The organism is Planktotalea sp., from assembly GCF_050633725.1.
GTDB lineage: Bacteria > Pseudomonadota > Alphaproteobacteria > Rhodobacterales > Rhodobacteraceae > Planktotalea.
Genome location: NZ_JBOEHB010000019.1, coordinates 143,532 through 162,716, shown reverse-complemented (window position 1 = coordinate 162,716; position 19,185 = coordinate 143,532). Strand labels below are relative to the sequence as shown.

At 53.5% G+C, this 19,185-nt stretch carries 20 protein-coding genes and 1 tRNA gene; 10 read left to right on the top strand and 11 right to left on the bottom strand.

Annotated features, from left to right (window positions below; translation table 11 throughout):
* From rplK to ACRBCU_RS15610, 5 genes are all read right to left on the bottom strand, one after another.
* A partial coding sequence (gene rplK / locus ACRBCU_RS15630; RefSeq protein WP_431366323.1) for a 50S ribosomal protein L11 occupies positions 1-415 on the bottom strand: 415 nt, incomplete at its 3' end.
* A 329-nt stretch (positions 416-744) separates the two neighbouring features.
* Positions 745-1,929 (bottom strand): OmpA family protein, encoded by a 1,185-nt coding sequence (locus ACRBCU_RS15625; RefSeq protein ID WP_431366322.1) that lies wholly within the window; start codon positions 1,927-1,929, stop codon positions 745-747.
* A 299-nt stretch (positions 1,930-2,228) separates the two neighbouring features.
* Positions 2,229-2,762 carry a transcription termination/antitermination protein NusG gene (nusG, locus tag ACRBCU_RS15620; RefSeq protein WP_431366321.1) on the bottom strand — a complete coding sequence of 178 codons (534 nt, stop codon included), beginning with the start codon at positions 2,760-2,762 and terminating at the stop codon, positions 2,229-2,231.
* Positions 2,763-2,972: 210 nt separating this feature from the next.
* Complete coding sequence (secE, locus tag ACRBCU_RS15615) at positions 2,973-3,167, bottom strand: preprotein translocase subunit SecE (protein WP_431366320.1); 195 nt, start codon at positions 3,165-3,167, stop codon at positions 2,973-2,975.
* Positions 3,168-3,257: 90 nt separating this feature from the next.
* On the bottom strand, positions 3,258-3,788 hold the full coding sequence (locus tag ACRBCU_RS15610) for an N-acetyltransferase family protein (RefSeq protein ID WP_431366319.1): 531 nt from the start codon (positions 3,786-3,788) through the stop codon (positions 3,258-3,260).
* 146 nt (positions 3,789-3,934) lie between these two features.
* Here ACRBCU_RS15610 and ACRBCU_RS15605 point away from each other — a divergent pair.
* Together ACRBCU_RS15605 and ACRBCU_RS15600 are read left to right on the top strand one after the other, a co-directional pair.
* Positions 3,935-4,010: transfer RNA gene (locus tag ACRBCU_RS15605), tRNA-Trp, on the top strand.
* A 278-nt stretch (positions 4,011-4,288) separates the two neighbouring features.
* Positions 4,289-4,990 (top strand): vWA domain-containing protein, encoded by a 702-nt coding sequence (locus tag ACRBCU_RS15600; RefSeq protein WP_431366318.1) that lies wholly within the window; start codon positions 4,289-4,291, stop codon positions 4,988-4,990.
* Here ACRBCU_RS15600 and ACRBCU_RS15595 read toward each other — a convergent pair.
* On the bottom strand, positions 4,987-5,754 hold the full coding sequence (locus tag ACRBCU_RS15595; RefSeq protein ID WP_431366317.1) for an ABC transporter permease: 768 nt from the start codon (positions 5,752-5,754) through the stop codon (positions 4,987-4,989). The two genes, ACRBCU_RS15600 and ACRBCU_RS15595, sit on opposite strands and share 4 nt — an antisense overlap.
* Positions 5,755-5,858: 104 nt before the next feature.
* Here ACRBCU_RS15595 and ACRBCU_RS15590 point away from each other — a divergent pair, with 104 nt between their 5' ends.
* Together ACRBCU_RS15590 and ACRBCU_RS15585 are read left to right on the top strand one after the other, a co-directional pair.
* The gene (locus ACRBCU_RS15590) at positions 5,859-7,955 is read left to right on the top strand and encodes a 4Fe-4S binding protein (RefSeq protein WP_431366316.1); all 2,097 of its coding nucleotides are present in this window, start codon (positions 5,859-5,861) and stop codon (positions 7,953-7,955) included.
* Positions 7,952-8,827 (top strand): FAD:protein FMN transferase, encoded by an 876-nt coding sequence (locus tag ACRBCU_RS15585; RefSeq protein ID WP_431366315.1) that lies wholly within the window; start codon positions 7,952-7,954, stop codon positions 8,825-8,827. Before ACRBCU_RS15590 ends, ACRBCU_RS15585 begins: the two co-directional genes overlap by 4 nt.
* Before the next feature lie 68 nt (positions 8,828-8,895).
* Here the strand turns inward: ACRBCU_RS15585 and ACRBCU_RS15580 are convergent, their stop codons facing one another.
* Positions 8,896-9,813, bottom strand: coding sequence for a transporter substrate-binding domain-containing protein (locus ACRBCU_RS15580; protein ID WP_431366314.1), 918 nt, complete (start codon positions 9,811-9,813; stop codon positions 8,896-8,898).
* A 9-nt stretch (positions 9,814-9,822) separates the two neighbouring features.
* A complete protein-coding gene (gene pedF, locus ACRBCU_RS15575; protein ID WP_431366313.1) occupies positions 9,823-10,521 on the bottom strand; it encodes a cytochrome c-550 PedF in 699 nt (232 codons plus the stop codon).
* Positions 10,522-10,665: 144 nt separating this feature from the next.
* Between pedF and ACRBCU_RS15570 the strand changes: the two genes are divergently transcribed.
* The 5 genes from ACRBCU_RS15570 to ACRBCU_RS15550 are packed head-to-tail and all read left to right on the top strand — an operon-like array spanning position 10,666 to position 14,769.
* Positions 10,666-11,841, top strand: coding sequence for an ABC transporter substrate-binding protein (locus tag ACRBCU_RS15570; RefSeq protein WP_431366312.1), 1,176 nt, complete (start codon positions 10,666-10,668; stop codon positions 11,839-11,841).
* Positions 11,838-12,806, top strand: a complete 969-nt coding sequence (locus ACRBCU_RS15565; RefSeq protein ID WP_431366311.1) for a YVTN family beta-propeller repeat protein — start codon at positions 11,838-11,840, stop codon at positions 12,804-12,806. The genes ACRBCU_RS15570 and ACRBCU_RS15565 overlap by 4 nt, the downstream gene beginning before the upstream one ends.
* A gap of 12 nt (positions 12,807-12,818) precedes the next feature.
* The gene (locus tag ACRBCU_RS15560) at positions 12,819-13,268 is read left to right on the top strand and encodes a hypothetical protein (protein ID WP_431366310.1); all 450 of its coding nucleotides are present in this window, start codon (positions 12,819-12,821) and stop codon (positions 13,266-13,268) included.
* Positions 13,265-13,981 carry an ABC transporter ATP-binding protein gene (locus ACRBCU_RS15555; RefSeq protein WP_431366309.1) on the top strand — a complete coding sequence of 239 codons (717 nt, stop codon included), beginning with the start codon at positions 13,265-13,267 and terminating at the stop codon, positions 13,979-13,981. Before ACRBCU_RS15560 ends, ACRBCU_RS15555 begins: the two co-directional genes overlap by 4 nt.
* Positions 13,978-14,769, top strand: a complete 792-nt coding sequence (locus tag ACRBCU_RS15550; RefSeq protein ID WP_431366308.1) for an ABC transporter permease — start codon at positions 13,978-13,980, stop codon at positions 14,767-14,769. Before ACRBCU_RS15555 ends, ACRBCU_RS15550 begins: the two co-directional genes overlap by 4 nt.
* Here ACRBCU_RS15550 and ACRBCU_RS15545 read toward each other — a convergent pair.
* The 3 genes from ACRBCU_RS15545 to ACRBCU_RS15535 form a co-directional block, all read right to left on the bottom strand.
* Complete coding sequence (locus ACRBCU_RS15545) at positions 14,766-15,323, bottom strand: ABC transporter ATP-binding protein (protein WP_431366324.1); 558 nt, start codon at positions 15,321-15,323, stop codon at positions 14,766-14,768. The genes ACRBCU_RS15550 and ACRBCU_RS15545 overlap by 4 nt on opposite strands.
* Positions 15,324-15,413: 90 nt before the next feature.
* Complete coding sequence (locus ACRBCU_RS15540; protein WP_431366307.1) at positions 15,414-16,382, bottom strand: ABC transporter substrate-binding protein; 969 nt, start codon at positions 16,380-16,382, stop codon at positions 15,414-15,416.
* Between the two features lie 23 nt (positions 16,383-16,405).
* Positions 16,406-16,927: a hypothetical protein gene (locus ACRBCU_RS15535; RefSeq protein WP_431366306.1), complete on the bottom strand. Its 522-nt coding sequence runs from the start codon at positions 16,925-16,927 to the stop codon at positions 16,406-16,408.
* Between the two features lie 221 nt (positions 16,928-17,148).
* Here ACRBCU_RS15535 and ACRBCU_RS15530 point away from each other — a divergent pair, with 221 nt between their 5' ends.
* Complete coding sequence (locus tag ACRBCU_RS15530; RefSeq protein WP_431366305.1) at positions 17,149-18,924, top strand: PQQ-dependent methanol/ethanol family dehydrogenase; 1,776 nt, start codon at positions 17,149-17,151, stop codon at positions 18,922-18,924.
* Positions 18,925-19,185: the final 261 nt, after the last annotated feature.

Sequence of the window (19,185 nt, the reverse complement as noted above, 5' to 3'; positions counted from 1 at the left end):
CAATGCCCATAGAACGGGCAGAGCCCAGAATGATCTGCATTGCCGCTTCCATATCGTTCGCGTTCAGATCTTTCATTTTCGCTTCTGCGATTTCTTTAACCTGAGCAACTGTGACAGAGCCAACAGTTTCACGGCCAGGAAGTTTCGCGCCAGAGGAAAGCTTGGCAGCTTTTTTCAGGAAGTAGGACGCTGGTGGCGTCTTGATGTCCATGGAGAAGGACTTGTCCTGATAGTATGTGATAACCGTCGGGCATGGTGCGCCTGGCTCAAGGTCCGCTGTTTTTGCGTTAAACGCTTTACAGAATTCCATGATGTTAATGCCGCGCTGACCCAATGCAGGGCCGACGGGTGGGGATGGGTTCGCTTTACCTGCAGGAACCTGCAGCTTCATCGTACCAGCGAGCTTCTTAGCCATGTGGCTTCTCCTAATTCAACGCCCAGAGGATCGCGATCCTTCAAGCAACATGTTGGCGTGGTCTGGATTGCAAAGCGCGCCTTGCGCCCCTCCCACACAAAATACCGCCCAACAGGACGGTGTAGAGCGCGTCGCGTACACCGCAACGCCTTTTAGTTCAAGTACTGAACGACAACACAAACCCGCATTCCCTGTGGATTCGCGCTGCTTGGGGCGAAATAACGCCCCGCCATCAAAATGTAAAACGCGAAAAGCAGGCCGAAAGCCTGCTTTTCTTTATATTTTTAACGGCTTTTAGAAGAGCCGCCACTCATCAGAGGCTAATTTGATCATTCAACGATAATATCAAAGTCCAAGCGGCTTCCGCTGAGCGATGCAGTCTCTTTTGAACGCGAGGGCGCTGCAATAATGATCTGCCCCGAATCGATTCCTTGTCCGACAAGAACAGCCATAAGAGCCTTGGCACGCAAGCGTCCTGTCGCGTGGCTTTCTCCTGCGCGCAATGCATCAGAATGCTGGCCTATAACCCGCAAACGCGCATTTGGGCAGGCCATTGCTTTTGACGCAAGCTCAAGCGCGACGCTAACCTCGCTTGGTTTCGCGGCCACGGAGCGCGGTGCATAGAAGATCTGTGTGTTCGAAATGGCGTTGCGCAGATCGGCGACACAATCGGAAGAAGCCCAAGCCGTATTCGTCGCTGGCGCATTCACAAATCCCGTATCAGAGCCGGTTTCGATGATCACAAATTCTACGCGGCGATCATAAAAGGCAGAGGACTTCGGTCCGATCACTTTTGACGGCTTCTGGCTGCCGAGCCCCTGCGCAATGAAGTTGGACGTATCAAAGCCAGAGGCCCCCAAGCGCTGGATCACATGCTCGGCGCGCTTTTTGCTAAGACGCAGGTTAACCTCTGCATTACCTGATGGATCAGAATGTCCCTCAACAACAATTTTCACGCCTTTGCAGGTTTGCGTCAAAGAACCAAGCAAACGTGCTTGCTCCATCCCACCAATATCTGCATTTAGACCGCCTGCCGGGAAATAAACCCGCGCTTGCTCGGCAAAGGCGCGCAGGTCTCCGACGCATGATTTCTGCGCGGCCAGTTTCGCCTGAGCATCAGCAAAAAACGCATTCGCGTTTTCTGTTGTTTGAAGGGCGGCAACACGCTTTTCTTCTTTTACGGGAACAGGGGTCGGTGCCACGACCTCCGCAGCTTTCGGCTCAATCGCGCGGGCAACCGCCACTTCCAATTGCGCTGCTGGTTTAGGCTTGAGCAACTCAAGCGACGATCCCGTCACCGTACTTAGGCGCGTAACAACGTCGGCTTGTGCCTGCGCATTGAAATTTGAACCTTTGCTAAAATCACTCAACTCGTTTTGCGCAAGCGCCGTTGCAACCGGCTGCGCGGTCTCTGATGTGCCAGATGAACGATCAAAAAAGCCTGATGCTGCAAAGACAATTGCTGCCGATGGAGCCAGCCACGGCAAATGGTCTTTCAAGAATTTGACAATCATGTTTCCCCCCAAGTCATGTCCGCGATTTTCTACTGATCGCTGTATGTTGTGCTCGTGGCTACATTTAGGCGTGTATCCGCCTAAAGCGTCAATGCCTGATTCGCAAAATGTTGATGATTTCGCCGCAAAACCCCGAATTTCCCAAAAATTGGCGTGATTTTCTGAGGAAATTAGATCTTTCGAGGCATTTCATTCCCCCGAAACGCGAACTGCGCACCGACATTTCTGTCGATGCGCAGTCTAAAAATCTACTTTACTGTCGTTGCAACTATGTGCAAATCCGCGACGTCAAGTGTTTCTTACACCTGTTTGGTCACTTGAGTGAACTCCAGCTCAACTGGAGTTTCACGGCCAAAGATGGAGACCGTAACCTTAAGGCGCTGGTTCTCGTCATCAACCTCTTCAACCATACCATCGAAGTCTTCGAACGGACCGTCGTTGACCTTGACCTTCTCACCCACTTCAAAGTGGATCAGTGTACGTGGCGCATCTTCGCCTTCAGCGACGCGGCCAAGGATTGCTTCAACCTCAGCATCGCGCATCGGCATTGGGCGACCTTGTGGGCCAAGAAAGCCAGTCACGCGGTTAATTGAGTTGATCAAGTGATACCCCTGATCAGACATCTCCATGCGCACCAGAACATAACCTGGCATAAAGCGGCGCTCGGAAGTTACTTTCTTACCGCGGCGAACTTCGATCACCTCTTCGGTCGGAACCAGCACTTCTTCGATGTCATCCTCAAGGCCATTCTCAATGGTTGAGGTTCTGATCTGCTCAGCGATCTTCTTTTCAAAGTTTGAAAGAACGCTTACCGAATACCAACGCTTCGCCATCAGCCATTTTCCTTGCTTGAACCCAGCGGGTTCGAATTTCCAATTTTCTGAGACCACCAAGGCCCGAGAAAGACGCATTCCAAAACACAAATTCGCTGCGCTGTTCGTTTCAATGCGCAGTAAATTTGGGGAATGGAAGCGCAATACATCCGCCCGCCGAGCAATTCAAGGGCTTGCGTGGATTTTCCGAAAACGCTGTAGAGGCGCGGTTCAGCCGAAGAAGCCGAGCACACCAGTCAGGCCAGAGCGGATAATCAGATCAATCACCGCGAAAAACACGGCCGTTAGAGCCGCCATGATGAAAACCATCACTGTTGTAAGCGCAACTTCGCGGCGCGTCGGCCAAACGACCTTAGCAACTTCGGAGCGGACTTGCTGAACATACTGGAGCGGATTCGTGGCCATTGTCGGACTTTCATCAATCGAGGTTGGTGACCACATACGCGCAGAGTGCGGCGGTTTCAAGACAGCTTGCGTTTGTGTTACTCAGACGTGCTATTTTCGTGGCTCCCCGCCCTCACCTATCCTGCGCGCATATACATTGTTGAGATATCCTTGATCTTGAATGGTAAACTGCGTTTCGCCGATCTTTTCAAACCCACACGCCAAATAGAACGCGATCGCGGGCGAGTTTTCCGCGTTGGTCACCAGCCAAACAGATGGATTGCCATGGTTTTGACATTGCCCAAAGCAGGCCAGCAACAGCGCTTTTCCAAAGCCCTTTCCTTGATGGCGCGGTTGCACGTAAAGCGTTGAAATTTCGGCCTTATGGTGGGTTTCAATCGGCGCTTCAGAGTCGAGTGTCAGGCGTGAAAAGCCAGCGATCCCTTGTTCGATTTCCGCCACTGTGATCTCTTCTTTCGCAGAGTTGATCAGCTCTTCGAAATTGGCCTTGGTAAATGTGTTCAGAGCGTAATCTGCGAAAAAAGCATCAACGCCCCGCTTCAAATAAGTTCCGATCCAGACCTCTAGCGAAATCGCCGCGAGGCTGGATGCATCCGATGTTTTTGCCGCTCTTAACTTCATTTGAGGAACCTGCACTAATTTTGCGAAGCGATAAAGCCATGCCCTGAAGCGAAGCCATCTTTTGCCTCGCGACAAAAACAGTGCCCACAGAGCACAGTTTTGCACTTGCAATGCCAAACTCAGCGCCGTAAACGTGCCGAGGCTTTAGGGGTTTAGCTCAGTTGGTAGAGCATCGGTCTCCAAAACCGAGGGTCGTGGGTTCGAGTCCCTCAGCCCCTGCCAAAGCCTCCTCAAAATCAACCGCTTAGCGCACTGCTTGAGCAGCTTGATTTGTATTTGCGCCTTTCACAGTCCTTACATGCTTTCAGACAAGTGAGGATTGCATGCCAATGACCTGCCCCCCGAAAATTCCATCTGTTTGATGTGGAAGTTACTCAGCCTTTTAGAACAGCAAACAGATGCAAAAGAGCCGATTCAGTGAAGCTCTGTTTATTCACAGCCCGGTGGGGTCGGCCACGCAAATGGATACTTGCTTAATCTCTGGACTAAGATCGGATCCTATGCCACGTTTTTGCATGCGCACTTTTAGTTTGCTTCTTGTCTCCGCATTTTTCGCCACCAGCGCTGGTGCAACGGACAATTGCGCGGATGACGCGATGATTGTTTTTGATGGCTCCGGCTCCATGGCTGAAATGGGGTTTAATGACATCAATGAACCGCGGATTTTCGAAGCGCGCCAAGCGATCTCCAAAACCGTACCGGAAATAGCCGAAAATCGACGCCTTGGGCTGGTCATTTACGGGCCCAAAGGGGTCGATGAATGCTCTGGTCTCGATGTTCGTTTTCTACCGATGGCGAATGCGGCCAAGCCTGTAATTGATGCCGTAGACAACCTTGAGCCGGGTGGCAGCACCCCGCTTACGGATGCCGTCAAACTCGCAGCAGATGCGTTAGACTATGAGAACCGTCCTGCGGCCATTGTTTTGGTAACGGACGGCAAGGAAACCTGCGGCGGCCAACCTTGTATGTTGGCCACACGTCTCGCCAATGAAGGGCTAGACACCACCGTTCATGTGATTGGCTTTAAGGTACGTGGTTCATTCTTTTCGTGGGATCGCGACAGGGACAATGACTACAACGTTTCAGAAAGCGTGGCGCGCTGCTTGGCAGATCGGACCGGGGGCACCTATACGAGCGCCGAAACTTTGGATCAATTGATCGCGGCCCTGCGCGACACACTCGGTTGTCACTTTCTGTTCTAAGTCGTGGCGCGCCACCGCACTGCGCGACGTTCGAGCACGCCGATAACGCCATATTCGATAACAAGCATCACCACGACAAAACTCAGCGCATAGGCAAGTACATACCCGGTCTCAAAGAGCTGAAAGTAGAGATGTATCTGAAACCCGACACCATCACTCCGCCCTAGAAACTCCACCACCAGAACAATTTTCCAAATGATCGCCAGCCCATTGCGCATACTTGACGCAATATAGGGCCAGAGTTGCGGCAAGGTAACGTGGCGCAACTCAGTCAAGCGGCTCATCCGAAAGGCGCGCGCCATTTCAGACAGCCAAGGATTAAGAGCGTGGACACCCTCTCTGATGCTCACGGCGACCATTGCTGTTTTGTTCAACGCGACAGCGGTGATGGCAGCGACTTCGTTCAATCCAATCCACAGGTAACACAGGACAATCACAACCAGTGCGGGGATGTTCAGAAAGACCACCAGCCAAGTGCTAAACCATTGGTTCAAACGAGCGCTTCGCCCCAAGGCAAGTCCGATGAACAAACCAAAGACCATCGCCAATGAAAAAGCCAGCAACACCCGTCTGAACGTCGCCCACATATGCCGAGGCAGTTCACCTGATTGTGTCTCCGCCACCATCAACTGCCAAACCGCGCCAGGAGACGGTAGAATCGTAGGGTCCGATCCGAGCCACGCCGAGAAGGACCACAGCAAAACAAGCCCTGTGAGGGACACAACAACATGCAACATTTGAGGGGCTGAAGACAAGCGAGGCATGGCCGCAACGTGACATGAAGAATCCTAGAAGCCCAAGCAAAAAGATAGGCACCTTCTACCATGGTCGAATACATCGAAATCAGATAGCCGCATACGGTTTTTCCATGACGGGAGCAAAAGCACTTCGCACATTGGTGATTGCAGCGGCGTTGTGGATTGGGGCAGCCCTCTACGCTATCGCTGAGCCGTTGTCGCGCGAAGTGATTGCGCCCTACATCGTTCCTCCTATGGAGCTTGGAGAACGGCTCAACGATGAGGGCGTCTGGCAACTGCTCAATTCGGGGGGTGCAGAGGCAGGGTATGTTTTTGAAACAGAACCAATGGCCCCCCTGCCCGGCTTTTCAGGGGCCTCGATTAACATGCTGGTTGTTCTGGCGCTGGATGGCAGTTTTCTGGACGTACAGTTGATTTCGCACAATGAACCGATCTTTGTGTCAGGCCTGCCAGAAAAGCTGTTTTATGACTTTTTCAAACAATATCGCGGACATTCGATTTCCGACACGCTTGTCGTTGGCTCGCCTTATGGCGCCGGAAGCGATGGCTCCGCATTGGTCTATCTTGATGGTGTCACCAAAGGCACCGCCTCGGTGCGCATTGCTCATGAAAGCATTTTGGCCGCGGCTTTGAAGGTTGCGCGCGAAAAGATGAATGGCATTTCTACAGGCCCGCCGTCCTTCCCCAACATGGAGCATGCCGAGGACCTGAGATGGGACGATTTGGTGGAACAGGGCATCGCGCAGCGCAAGATAGTCCTGAACCACGAGATGGATGCAGAATTTGAAGGCACACTTTGGGAAGACGACGACCCAGATGCCAAAGATTTTCCGGATGAACCCTTTTTGGACCTTTGGGTTGTTGATCTTGGGGCACCCGCCATCGCCAAAGCAGTTCTTAGCGAAGATGGCTTTGCCGAGCTGCAAGAATTCATGTCGATCTCAACCACCGATGAACCGGTGCTGGTTATTGAAACAGCGCGCCATGGGTTGGTGACCGAAGACTTCGTGCGCAACACTTCGCCCGATCTGATCAGCGCAGAGCAAGGCGGCTTTCCCATCGCGTTTCGCGATTCAGATATATACGTAGAGCTCAATGATGATCTCCCCGAGGCACTGCACGATGGCGCGGCGCTGATCTTGCGCACAGACCGGCGTCTGGGCTTTGATCCTGCGGCGGAATGGACATTGCGGATCAAAGCCTTGCGCGAACACGGATCCTTCCAACCCGAAATCGGCTCTGCCAGTCTGGAAATGGTCCACTCCACACCTGAACGCTTTTTTTCGCGGGTTGAGCCGGTCAAGCCAACGCCCCCTTGGGTAGATGCTCTGCGCAATAGGCAAGGCGATCTGATCCTGCTTGGCACGTTTCTCGTCGGACTGGTCGCGTTGCTTGGATTTGGGTTAAATCGACTTGCGGGGCATCCCTATTTCACCCCTATCCGCCTTGTCATTTTAGCCTTTGTCACGACCTTTGTTGGTTGGTGGGGACAAGGCCAGCTGTCCATTGCCACGCCTTTGGCGGTTGCCCGAACGGCGTTGGATGGTGGCTCTTATGCGTTCCTTCTATATGATCCGTTCTCTCTGGCAATTTGGGGCGTCACGATCCTAGGATTTGTCCTGTGGGGGCGCGGGCTGTTTTGCGGATGGCTCTGTCCTTTTGGCGCGCTACAAGAATTCGCCCACCACGTCGGGCGTTTGTTACGCCTACCCCAAATCGACGTTCCGCCCGCTTGGGATGATCGGCTGAAATGGCTGAAATACATAATCCTAGCTGCTATGGTGTTGCTGTTGTTCACGGCCCCTGCTCGGTTGGACAAAGCGATTGAAGTCGAACCATTCAAGACCGCGATCACCACCTTCTTTATCCGCGAATGGTACTACGTAGCTTACGCCGTTGGGCTTTTGCTCGTGTCGATGGTTCTGTTCAAAGGCTTCTGCCGCTATGTTTGCCCATTGGGCGCGGTCATGGCAATTGGTGGTCTTCTGCGTGGGCGCAAATGGATCGAGCGGCGCGCTGAATGTGGCTCCCCCTGCCAGTTGTGCAAAGTGAAGTGCAGCTACGGCGCGATTAAGAAGACCGGAGAAATTCAGTATTCAGAGTGTTTCCAATGTCTTGATTGCGTTACGATCCACGATGATGAGGCACAATGTGTGCCTTTGATCCTGGCCGCTAAAGGACGCAAGTTAGGGATGGCCGCAAAATGACACTTACCCGCCGCCGGTTTCTTAAAATCGCTGCCGCATCAGCCGCTTTGCCCAGCGCGGCGCACGCTGAGATCTGGCAAGGACATGCATTCGGTGCAGAAGTTTCGATCACAATCCGCGGGGAACACGCTCAGGTACAAAGTGGCCTTTCTCAAGCCCGTGCAGCGCTGCGGGACATTGAAAGCCTCTTTAGCCTTTTCGATCCCAAATCAGCACTGTCTCATCTCAATAGAAACGGGGTTCTCTTGGCACCAGACCCTCAGCTCCTCGCGGTGATGCGCGCGGCGGATCGGGCCTATCACCTGACAAGCGGATTGTTTGACCCTAGTGTGCAACAGCTTTGGCGCGGCATCGCACAACATCGCAATCCGACAGACTATTTTGAAACGATTGGTTGGGATCGCGTAAAGTTTGATGCGCAACAGGTAACGCTGGATGCTGGTCAGGCACTGACTTTCAATGGCATCGCTCAGGGCTATGCCACTGATCAGGTAAGTGATATTTTGATTGCGCATGGTTTCTCGGACGTTTTGGTAAATATCGGCGAACATCGCGGTATCGGCGGCTCATGGCGGTTGGGCATTCACGACCCGAAGCATGGGCATATGGGCAGCCGAACATTGAACGATGGCGCTATCGCGACGTCCAGTCCGCTGGCGACTCCAGTTGGAAAAGTGGGGCATATTGTTCATGCAAAAGCGCACCCACAATGGTCCACCGTATCCGTCGAAGCGCCAACAGCGACATTGGCGGACAGTATGTCCACAGCGATGGTGATGGCCCCACGTGAACAAATCCAAGAGATAATTCGGGAAAGCGATGTGACCCGCGTTACATTGATCGACTTTAACGGCGATCTCATCACACTGTGAACGCGCAAGCAAAGTGCCGCCCATGCAATCGCGAGGCTGGCTACATAAACTCCTAAGAGTTAGTGGTTTCAGCGGTCCGGGGCCTGAAAGCTGAGACCGTAGTTTGCATAGATTTCGGCTATCCGACCGTCCTGAAGCGCGTAGTTAATCGCGTCATCCACTGCATATGACAAGGGGCGAAAGCTGAAATTCACGGCGACGCCGAGCGTCCACTTACTCACTGCGAACCCAGCAAGCGGGGGTTGATGAATACCGATGGTATCATCCGATCCGTACTCCAGCTGACTTAGCGGGCCCATCGATGCTTTGACTTCTCCCTCTCGAAGAGCCGCCATCGCCTTACCCATATCGGGGAACCGCTGCACCTTGCTTGCCAGTTGCCCGCCTGCAAAGGACGACAAGTAGAAATCAGAGATGGAATCGTTTTCGACCGACACGGCATCGAACCTGAAATAAGCTGGAACTGGCTTTTCTTCAGGATAGCTTGCCTTGTCGTAGGCTATGGCAATTGTCTCATTGGTATATTGCCCGGTGAATACCACCTGTTCGACACGACACTTGAACGCACTGTCGTAAGGGACGCGCATCATAACATTGGAAACCCGCCCTCCGATCAAGGCCCCTTTCCAGATGTTATTGCGCAAATCTGCATCTAGGTTTTCACCCGCCGACACAAAATTGAACCGCGCATCGACGCCCAGATCTTCGGCGATGATCTGCGCAATCTCAACGTCCACGCCATGCGGCTTGCCTGCATCTTCCCAACTGTAGGGCGGATAGTTCTCATAGACAGCAAACAACATGTGACCCTGTTCTTGGATCGTATCCATGTCTTGCCCGACGATGTCCCGCCCAACGTTCTGCGGTTTTGGTTGGGGGATATGATCTGCGCAAGGATCAGCTGCGAGAACAGGGCCCGCAAACCCCAGCACCAAGGCGAGGCGCAAAGTGATATCCGATATGCGCCGCACCTTTGTCCCTCGCATTGCTGGTTCCTACTGAGTCGCAGACAAACCGATGGTCAGCGTTTCAGCAGCAGTTTTGTAGCCTTCTGGCGTGCCGTCAATCTGTTTCGCTGCGCGATAGGCAACCGAATCTGCAACTGGGGCACCCGAGAGGGTTTCAATGCTTCCCGCGATCTCACCAAGCCGCGATTTAAGCGCATCTGGGTCAGCGCCATCTGCACCATCCGCAAGTCCAGCTAGCTGGTCGCGCATGGCCTTAAGTTCGTCGGAAACTTCTTCCATCGCGTCCCCATCAGGACGGGTCTCAATGTAGGTGCGGATGGCCCAAGCTGCCTCCTGCCCTAAAAGCTCGCCAAAAGCAGGCATCTTGGTGATCCCGTTTTGGGTATAGCCCACGCGGTAGCGCTCCATATACCATTCGTCACCGTATTCTTCGGCCTCTAGGAACCTCAGATCAGGGGCAAGCCCACCGGAGACAACTTCCAGTCCATGGCAGCGCGCGCAATTCTGATTGTACCCTGATGCACCAATTTCAATTGCCTTCAGCCAGACTTCTTCACCCGCTGGCTCAGCACGGTACGGGTTTTCGATCAACCACTCCTCCCCCAACGCGGGAAGGCCAGCCGTATCAACGGCTTGTGGGCTCACGTCCCCATGAGCAAAAACACTCAGACTTGTGGTCAAAACCAATCCGGTTGCCAAAAACGCTCTTGTTGCTTTGAGTCTCATGCCCACTCTCCTATCGACGTTCAGCTTTTCCGCACTTGTATGGCAACCCTGCAAGGCTGCGATATTGGACTTTGGTTGGGGTCGGGCCATGTTTAGACGAAAGTCCTATTCGACGGCTTGGAGCGACCTTGTTAGCGTGCAGATATGAAGCTGAAATCAATTATTTGCGGCCTATGCCTGTTGGCAACTGGAACACTCGGTTTGCCACTGCAAGCAGATACTGAGGTGTCTGTCGGCTACTTAAAGGTCGATGTCCCTCTCCCGGCAACACTGTCAAATCTGGATGTCATTCCAGAGAACCTTGGTTTAGCAGGGGCGGAAACTGGATTGGAAGACAATCTGACAACCGGAAAGTTCCTCAAACAGACTTACACGCTAAAATCTAAGACCATCTTTGCCGAGGATAACCCAATTGCAGCGGCTCAGGACATGCTGGCGCAATCGCCCTACCTGATCCTTGATGCCCCTCGTGACGTGCTTTTGCAGATCGCAGATTTGCCTGCAGCCCAGAATGCCCTGATCTTTAACACAACGGCATCTGATGTGGCGCTGCGCGATACGGAATGTCGTGCCAATGTTCTGCATAGCTTGCCATCTTACGCGATGCGCACGGATGCCTTGGCGCAGTTACTTGTGAAAAAACGCTGGTCTGACCTGGTGATGATCGAGGGCACTTACCCTAAAGATATCGCTTATGCAGCAGCCCTTCGTCGGTCTCTGGGCAAATACGGCCTGAAGCTGTCTGACAGTAAAACTTGGGATGCAGACGCAGATATGCGCCGCTCTGCGTCACACGAAATCCCATTGTTTACGCAGGGTTTTGGCGATTACGACGCGTTATTGCTTGCGGATGAGGTCCACGACTTCGGGCGCTATGTCCTCTATAATACTTGGGCTGCGCGCCCTGTTGTCGGTTCTGAAGGTTTGTCTGCTTTGACATGGGCCCCAGTCATCGAACAATGGGGCGCAGCGCAATTGCAAAATCGCTTTCGCGAGCAACATGCCCGCGCAATGCGCAGCGAGGACTATGCCGCTTGGGCCGCAATGCGCACTTTGGGTGAGGCCGTTACCCGAACCAACAAAACCGAAGTGGCGGCCTTGCGCAGCTATATCCTGTCCGACGCTTTTGAGCTGGCGGGCTTCAAGGGGCGTCCACTGACCTATCGCAGCTGGAACGGACAATTGCGTCAACCGATCGCTCTCGCCCATCCCCGCGCTTTGGTCGCTCAGGCTCCCCTGGAAGGGTTCCTGCATCAGACCAACGAAATGGACAGTCTTGGACTCGATCAACCAGAAAGCAAATGTGAGGCCTTTCAATGACGCGCTTTTCAACCTTAACCGCTGTTCTGGCCCTGTCGGCGAGCGCAACACTCGCAGATGAAATCTGGGTCACGAATGAACGCGACGACACTGTGTCAGTCATCGACACGAATACGCTTGAGGTTATCAATACCTATGAAACCGGCGAACGCCCGCGCGGCATCACGTTTTCCAAGGACTATTCGCGGCTCTACATCTGCGCATCTGACAGCGACGCTGTGCAGGTAATGGACCCAGAAACAGGAAAGATACTGCACGATCTGCCCTCAGGAGAAGACCCCGAGCAGTTCGTTTTGCACCCTGATGACACCCATCTCTATATTGCCAATGAGGACGATGCGATCACCACCGTCGTTAACACGCAGACCCGCAAGGTGGTGGCGCAAATTGATGTAGGTGTGGAACCCGAGGGAATGGCCGTCTCCCCCGATGGCAAGATTGCTATCACCACCTCCGAGACCACTAACATGGCGCATTGGATTGACACATCAACGCAAGAATTGTTCGCCAATACGCTGGTCGACAGCCGCCCGCGCCATGCAGAATTTGCCAAAGACGGCAGTCAGATGTGGGTAAGTTCTGAGATTGGCGGCACGTTGACAGTATTTGACACAGCCAGCCAAACCGAGCAGGCCAAGATCAGTTTTGAGGTTCAGGGCATACACCCTGACCGCGTCCAGCCCGTTGGATTTGAGTTTACCAATGATGATACGCACGCGTTTGTCGCCCTTGGTCCATCCAACCATATAGCAGTCGTGAACGCAGAAACATACGAAGTTGAAGACTATATCCTTGTCGGTCGCCGCGTCTGGCACATGGCGTTCAATGCGGACAAGTCCCAACTTTTCACAACCAACGGCGTCTCTGGCGATGTTACTGTTATTGACGTGGCCTCACGCAAAGCGCTCAAGTCCATTAAGGTCGGGCGCTTTCCATGGGGTGCAGCATTCCGCCCTACCAACTGATTGAGGTCTCTTATGTCGACATTCTTGAAAACAACAGCTCTGATCGCCGCACTGTCATGCGCAGGCGCCGCGTGGGCGGATGATGATGACAACGGCTTTGGTGCCGCGGGCGTTTTGTCAGGCAAGAACAAGGAAGACTTGCCCCCCATCACCTTGTCCGCTGGCGAACCCATTTCCAGTGGACCTTGGGTGCTGAAATCCGGCACCTACTATGAATTTGAAATCATTGGCGATGGCTCTCAAGAACTGGCGTTGGTCGGTCCTGAGTTTTTCCGCGCTATCTGGATTGATGAAATCGTAGTGGAGGGCCTTGAAATCCGTCCTTTGGGCCTAGACTCGGTTGAATTTGATGAGGCGGGAGAAATGGAGATAGGGTTTCTCGCTATCAAACCCGGTCGTTACTACATGAAAATCCCCGGTTCTACTGGCGAAACCCAACGCGTTGAAATCACCATCGAATGAGCGGCCTCAGGGTCTCTAACCTCAGCTTTTCCTATGGGGCAAAGCAGGCTCTGAATGATGTCAGTATTGATGTGGGGCCTGGACAGTTTTGCGCGCTGCTTGGCCCCAACGGGGCGGGCAAATCCACGCTGTTTTCCCTGTTAACACGGTTGCTCAGCACGACCGCGGGAGCAATCGAAATTGCGGGGCATGATTTGACGCAAGCCCCGCGTGCGGCCTTGGCAGAGCTGGGAGTTGTTTTTCAACAAACCACGCTGGATCTCGATCTGAGCGTACGCCAGAATCTCAGCTATTTCGCAGCACTCCAAGGAATTGCCGGACGTGAAGCAACCACGCGGATTGATTCAGCTCTGGACAGGCTAGACATGCGGGAGCGCGCAAATGAAAAAGCGCGGGCGCTGAATGGAGGCCATCGCCGCCGTGCAGAGATTGCCCGCGCGCTGATCCATTCACCATCGGTTCTGCTGCTCGACGAGCCAACGGTCGGTCTGGATGCCTCTGCCCGTGCCGCAATTACCGATCACGTGCACCAACTTAGCGCGGAGGGCACAACAGTGCTTTGGGCTACGCATTTGACCGATGAGGTGCGAAGCGAGGACGCATTGGTGATCTTGCACACAGCGCGTGTTCTGGCGGCGGGGACGACCCAGGGCATTTGCCAAGGCGCTCCCTTGCAAGATACGTTCTTGTCGCTCACGGAGGCACAAGAATGAGTGCTTACCTGACCTCTTTTATCGCGATTGTGAAACGCGAAGCTTTGCGGTTCATCCACCAGCGCGAACGTTTCATTGCGGCTCTTGTGCGTCCGCTGGTCTGGCTCTTGGTTTTTGCGGCAGGGTTTCGGGCGGCTTTGGGTCTAAGCATCATTCCCCCATATCAAACCTATATCACGTATGAGACCTATATCGTGCCGGGCCTGTGCGGCATGATCATGTTATTCAATGGAATGCAGTCTTCGCTCAGCCTCGTTTATGATCGGGAAATGGGGTCGATGAAGCTTTTGCTGACCAGTCCCCTGCCCCGTTGGTGGCTGTTGTTTTGTAAACTGATGGGGTCCACAGCGATCTCTATTTTGCAAGTATATGCCTTCCTTGCCATTGCAGCGGCCTTCGACATTACAATGCCTCTGTTGGGGTATCTCGCAGTGCTGCCTGCACTGATTGTGGCCGGCATGATGCTTGGCGCGTTAGGCTTGTTGCTTTCAAGCTTTATCAAACAGTTGGAAAATTTTGCAGGCGTGATGAACTTTGTCATCTTCCCGATGTTTTTTCTGTCCTCGGCACTTTATCCCTTGTGGAAGATGGCTGAAAGCAGCGAGCTTTTATACACAATCTGCGCGCTCAATCCCTTTACACAGGCGGTAGAATTGATCCGCTTTGCACTCTACCTCAACTTCAATGGCACCGCGTTGTTCTGGGCGGTGCTGGCCAGCGCTGTGTTCACATGCGGTGCACTCTGGGGCTACAATCCGGCACGCGCCGGGCTACGCAAAAAACACTAGGGTGCGGCCATGTTGGGCTCGTCGTTTGTAATCTGTGCGGGGCTTCCTGACAGGGTGAGAATCCGATCGGAAAGGTATTTCGCCTCAGCCGCCACATGGGTCACAAAAATGGTTGCAACCCTGTGGCCCTGTTGTAGCCGCTGAAAGAGAGCCATCATGTCTTCCACGAGTTCAGGGTCGAGAGAAACAAAGGGTTCATCCATCAGAAGCAAATCCGGTCTGATCGCGAACGCACGTGCAAGGGCCAAACGCCGTTGTTGCCCCAAGGATAGTTGTTGGGGAAAGTCGAGTTCGCGTCCCGCCAACCCAACCTCCTCCAGTGCCAGCCGCGCGACTTGAGGAGTAATGCCAGTCGGGATGCACAGATTATCTAGAACCGAACGCCACGGCAAAAGCCTCGGGTCTTGAAAGACCATGCCAACACGCCCCTGCACGTTACACCGACCAGAAAAGCGGGGGTCCAAGCCAGCAATTATGCGCAGAAGTGATGTTTTGCCAACTCCCGATGGTCCAACAAGCGCAAGAGTTTGGGTGGGCATCACATTCAAATCGATCTGACCAAGTATTTGCGTGTCGCCAATACTCAGTTGCTCAATTTGCAGATGCAGGATCGGCGCGCACTCTTTGCTGTTCGTACTCAGCGTTCAATTCCCACCCATAAAGAACGTACCATCTGGCAGCTCTTTCGCCTGACCCAGCAGTTTTTCACCGCCCAACCGCACCATTAGTTTCAGCATCCTATTGGCCGCCTCTTTATCGATAGGACGATTTGCAGGAATGCCCGCACGAAACCCTGCCTTGAGCGCGTCAAACTGGGCATCCGTCTTGGCATTCATCCGAGGCCGCAGCCGATCCCATTCGGTGTCATCGTTAGCCAATATTTTTTTGGCAGCACGGGAGGCCATAGCAAACCCTTTGATTGCATCTGGGTTATCGCGCAGCATTTCACCTTTTACTACATAGCCTAACAAGGGCGTTTCGGGGTCAAGGCCCAACGCCTTTGCCGCATCAGCGATGTCAATAAGTTTGCGCATGCCAGAGGCTTCCATCTTTGCCATGAAATGCCAAAAGTTGATGGCCGCGTCCACATCACCCGACACAGCAGATTTAAAGATCAAAGGCGGTGCCCCATAGACCTGTTCGGTCTGTTGCGCCAAATCCAGGCCTGCTGATTGCTCGGCGTATGCGCGCAATATCAACCAGCTTTTGTCCAGAGGCCCGCCTGCAATCCCGACTTTGGCACCCTTAAGGTCAGCAAGACTTTGCGCCGGGCTATCCTTGCCAACCAGAACGCCGCCAACGGCCTTTGAATATGGAATAAACACATAGTCCTTGCCCGCCGCCCTTTGCCGCGCAACCCAGAGCCAATCAGAAACGATGACGTCCGCCTCGCCGCCCTGAAACGCGACCTTGGCAGCTGAGCCCCCAGCCATGCCCTGCACCTGCAATGAAAATCCGTTTTCCGCATCCAATTTGTGGTGCTTGATCGTATCAAGCTCCCAGTTCACCGTGCCGAACTTGAGCACGGCCACCCTAAGTGGTGCCCCGTCAGCCCAAGCGAGAGACAACATTGAGAAGAAAAGCAACAGAGCGCAAAGTAGTCTTTTAGCCATGACGTGTGTTCTTTCTGAAGCGTTTATTGAATGACAAGCCGTGGCAACCAATGACTTTCGGGATCGCTTTCATGCAGGTCCTTTTGCGAAAGCGGTCGTAGCTCGCCAGCAGGCGGCGGCGCTGAAAGCACATCCATGTTCATCTCGTGGAGAATCCCGACCCACTGACCATCCTCTTCGGATAATTTGTAATAAACGCCATTCCACATATTGATGCCGTACTCAGTTGCACCTTTCCAGACAAACAGGAGATCATACTCCAGATCTGTCAAATCGTTACTGACATTGCGCTCGATTTCATAAGGGTACGGGACATGGCACCAATGTTTGGCGGGGCCTTGGAGACATTTGAAGGGACGCATGGAAAGGAAATGATCTGTGAAGGGATCTTGCGCCATGCTCATTTGATAGGTGCCATCTGTCTCGATGTGCAATTCAGCGATTCTGATCCGCTCGCCTTCAATATCTTCTACAAACACGGATCGTGTGTCAGCCGAAGCCGCACTAGCGAGTAACAGGCCTATTAGGACATATGCGTTCTTCATGCGGATTCTCCCGCAAAAACAGTAACCGAACCAGCTTAGGTTATCATTGCGACCAAGGTGCTATCGAAACTGATCGCTCCACAGCAACACTTACGACCAATGTTCAATATCTAGATGATGCAATCACGCGAATACTGCGGACGAGGTCGATCTGCGCGTAAACGCAATTTCCGACCTTACGAAGTACCCCCACCATGGGGCAATGGGAGGAGACCGATACAATGAATAGATTTATTATGGCTGCGGCTGCCGGGGTTTTGGCAGCAACAACGTTGAGTAGCGCCAATGCAGCTGGCGTTACCGAAGAAATGCTTGCAAATGACGCCGCGACGACTGGCGATGTGCTTACAAATGGCATGGGACGTCACCTGCAACGCCACTCACCGCTCGACATTCTGAACAAAGACAACGTCAAGAACCTGCAACCTGCATGGGCTTTCAGCCTTGGCGGGGAAAAACAGCGCGGTCAGGAGACTCAGCCGATTGTGCATGACGGGGTTATGTATATCACCGGGTCCTACAGCCGTATGTACGCCATTGATGTCATGACCGGCAAAGAGTTGTGGCAGTATGATGCGCGCTTGCCAGAGGGCATTCTGCCTTGCTGTGACGTGGTTAACCGAGGCGCAGCAATCTATGGCGACAACATCTATTTCGGCACGCTGGATGCACGCATAGTCGCGCTGAACCAAAAAACAGGCGATGTGGTCTGGAACAAGAAAATCGCGGACTACAAAGCAGGCTACAGCTACACAGCGGCGCCTCTGATCGTAGATGGCCTGATCATTACTGGTAACTCTGGCGGTGAGTTCGGCATCGTTGGCGCCGTGCAAGCACGCAGCGCAGAGACTGGCGATCTGGTTTGGGAGCGCCCAGTGATCGAGGGTCATATGGGTATGCTGAATGGTGAAGAATCCACCATGACAGGCACGCTCAACGCGACTTGGCCGGGCGACATGTGGAAGACTGGTGGCGGCGCAACATGGCTTGGCGGCTCTTATGATGCCGACACAGACACGCTGGTCTTTGGCACAGGCAACCCTGCGCCGTGGAACAGCCACTTGCGCAATGCTGGTACGCCAACTGAGGGCAACAAAGGCGACAACCTTTATGCAGCCTCTCGCATTGGTATTGACCCTGCAACCGGCGAAATCAAATGGCACTACCAAACGACGCCGCGCGAAGGCTGGGACTATGACGGTGTGAACGAAGTTGTCGCTTACACAGATCGCTCCGGCAACAAGCGTTACGCAACTGCGGATCGGAACGGCTTCTTCTATGTCCTGAATCGCGAAGATGGTGCATTTGTATCTGCTGTACCTTTTGTTAAGGACATCACATGGGCCGAAGGGATCGACGAAAATGGCCGTCCCATCTTTAACGAGCCAAACCGCCCAGGTGATCCGGCTGCAGCAGCAGATGGCAAGAAAGGTGAAGTTGTCTTCTCCTCGCCTTCCTTCCTTGGTGGTAAAAACTGGATGCCAATGGCGCACAGCCCCAAGACAGGCCTGTTCTATGTACCCTCAAACGAATGGGGCATGGATATTTGGAATGAGCCAATCTCCTACAAGAAAGGCGCGGCCTACCTCGGATCTGGCTTTACGATCAAGCCAAACTATGACGATCACATCGGCAGCCTAAAGGCGATTGATCCGGACACAGGCGAGCTGAAATGGGAGTTCAAAAACAACGCTCCACTTTGGGGCGGTGTGATGACAACCGCTGGTGGCCTTGTCTTTACCGGCACGCCAGAAGGTGAATTTATCGCCTTTGACGATGAAAGCGGTGAAAAGCTGTGGTCGTTCCAGACTGGTTCCGGCGTTATTGGCCAGCCGATCACATGGGAACAGGACGGTGAACAGTACCTGACGGTCATCTCCGGCTGGGGTGGCGCTGTACCGCTTTGGGGCGGTGAGGTTGCCAAGAAAGTGAACTACCTTAACCAAGGTGGCTTGCTCTGGACATTCCGTCTCCCCAAGCAGTTGGCGTCGAACTAAATTCCCGCCACCTGTAAGCTTAGTGCGCATCTCCTTCGGGAGGTGCGTTTTTCTTTTGAGCCCGCTTTTTCGACGAATAACGCGCGAGGCGAAGAAGTCGGGCGAGAACAGCCTCGTGATGTCAAAGCAAAGCCACAAGACTGAAGCTGTCACAAAAGTCCGCAAAAAATCTGGACATAAAAGAGCGGCCGCTGCTTTGCGATGCGCGCCGTTTCTGCAAACCGGAACAATGCACAGCCCAACTTGGCAACGGCCAAAGCA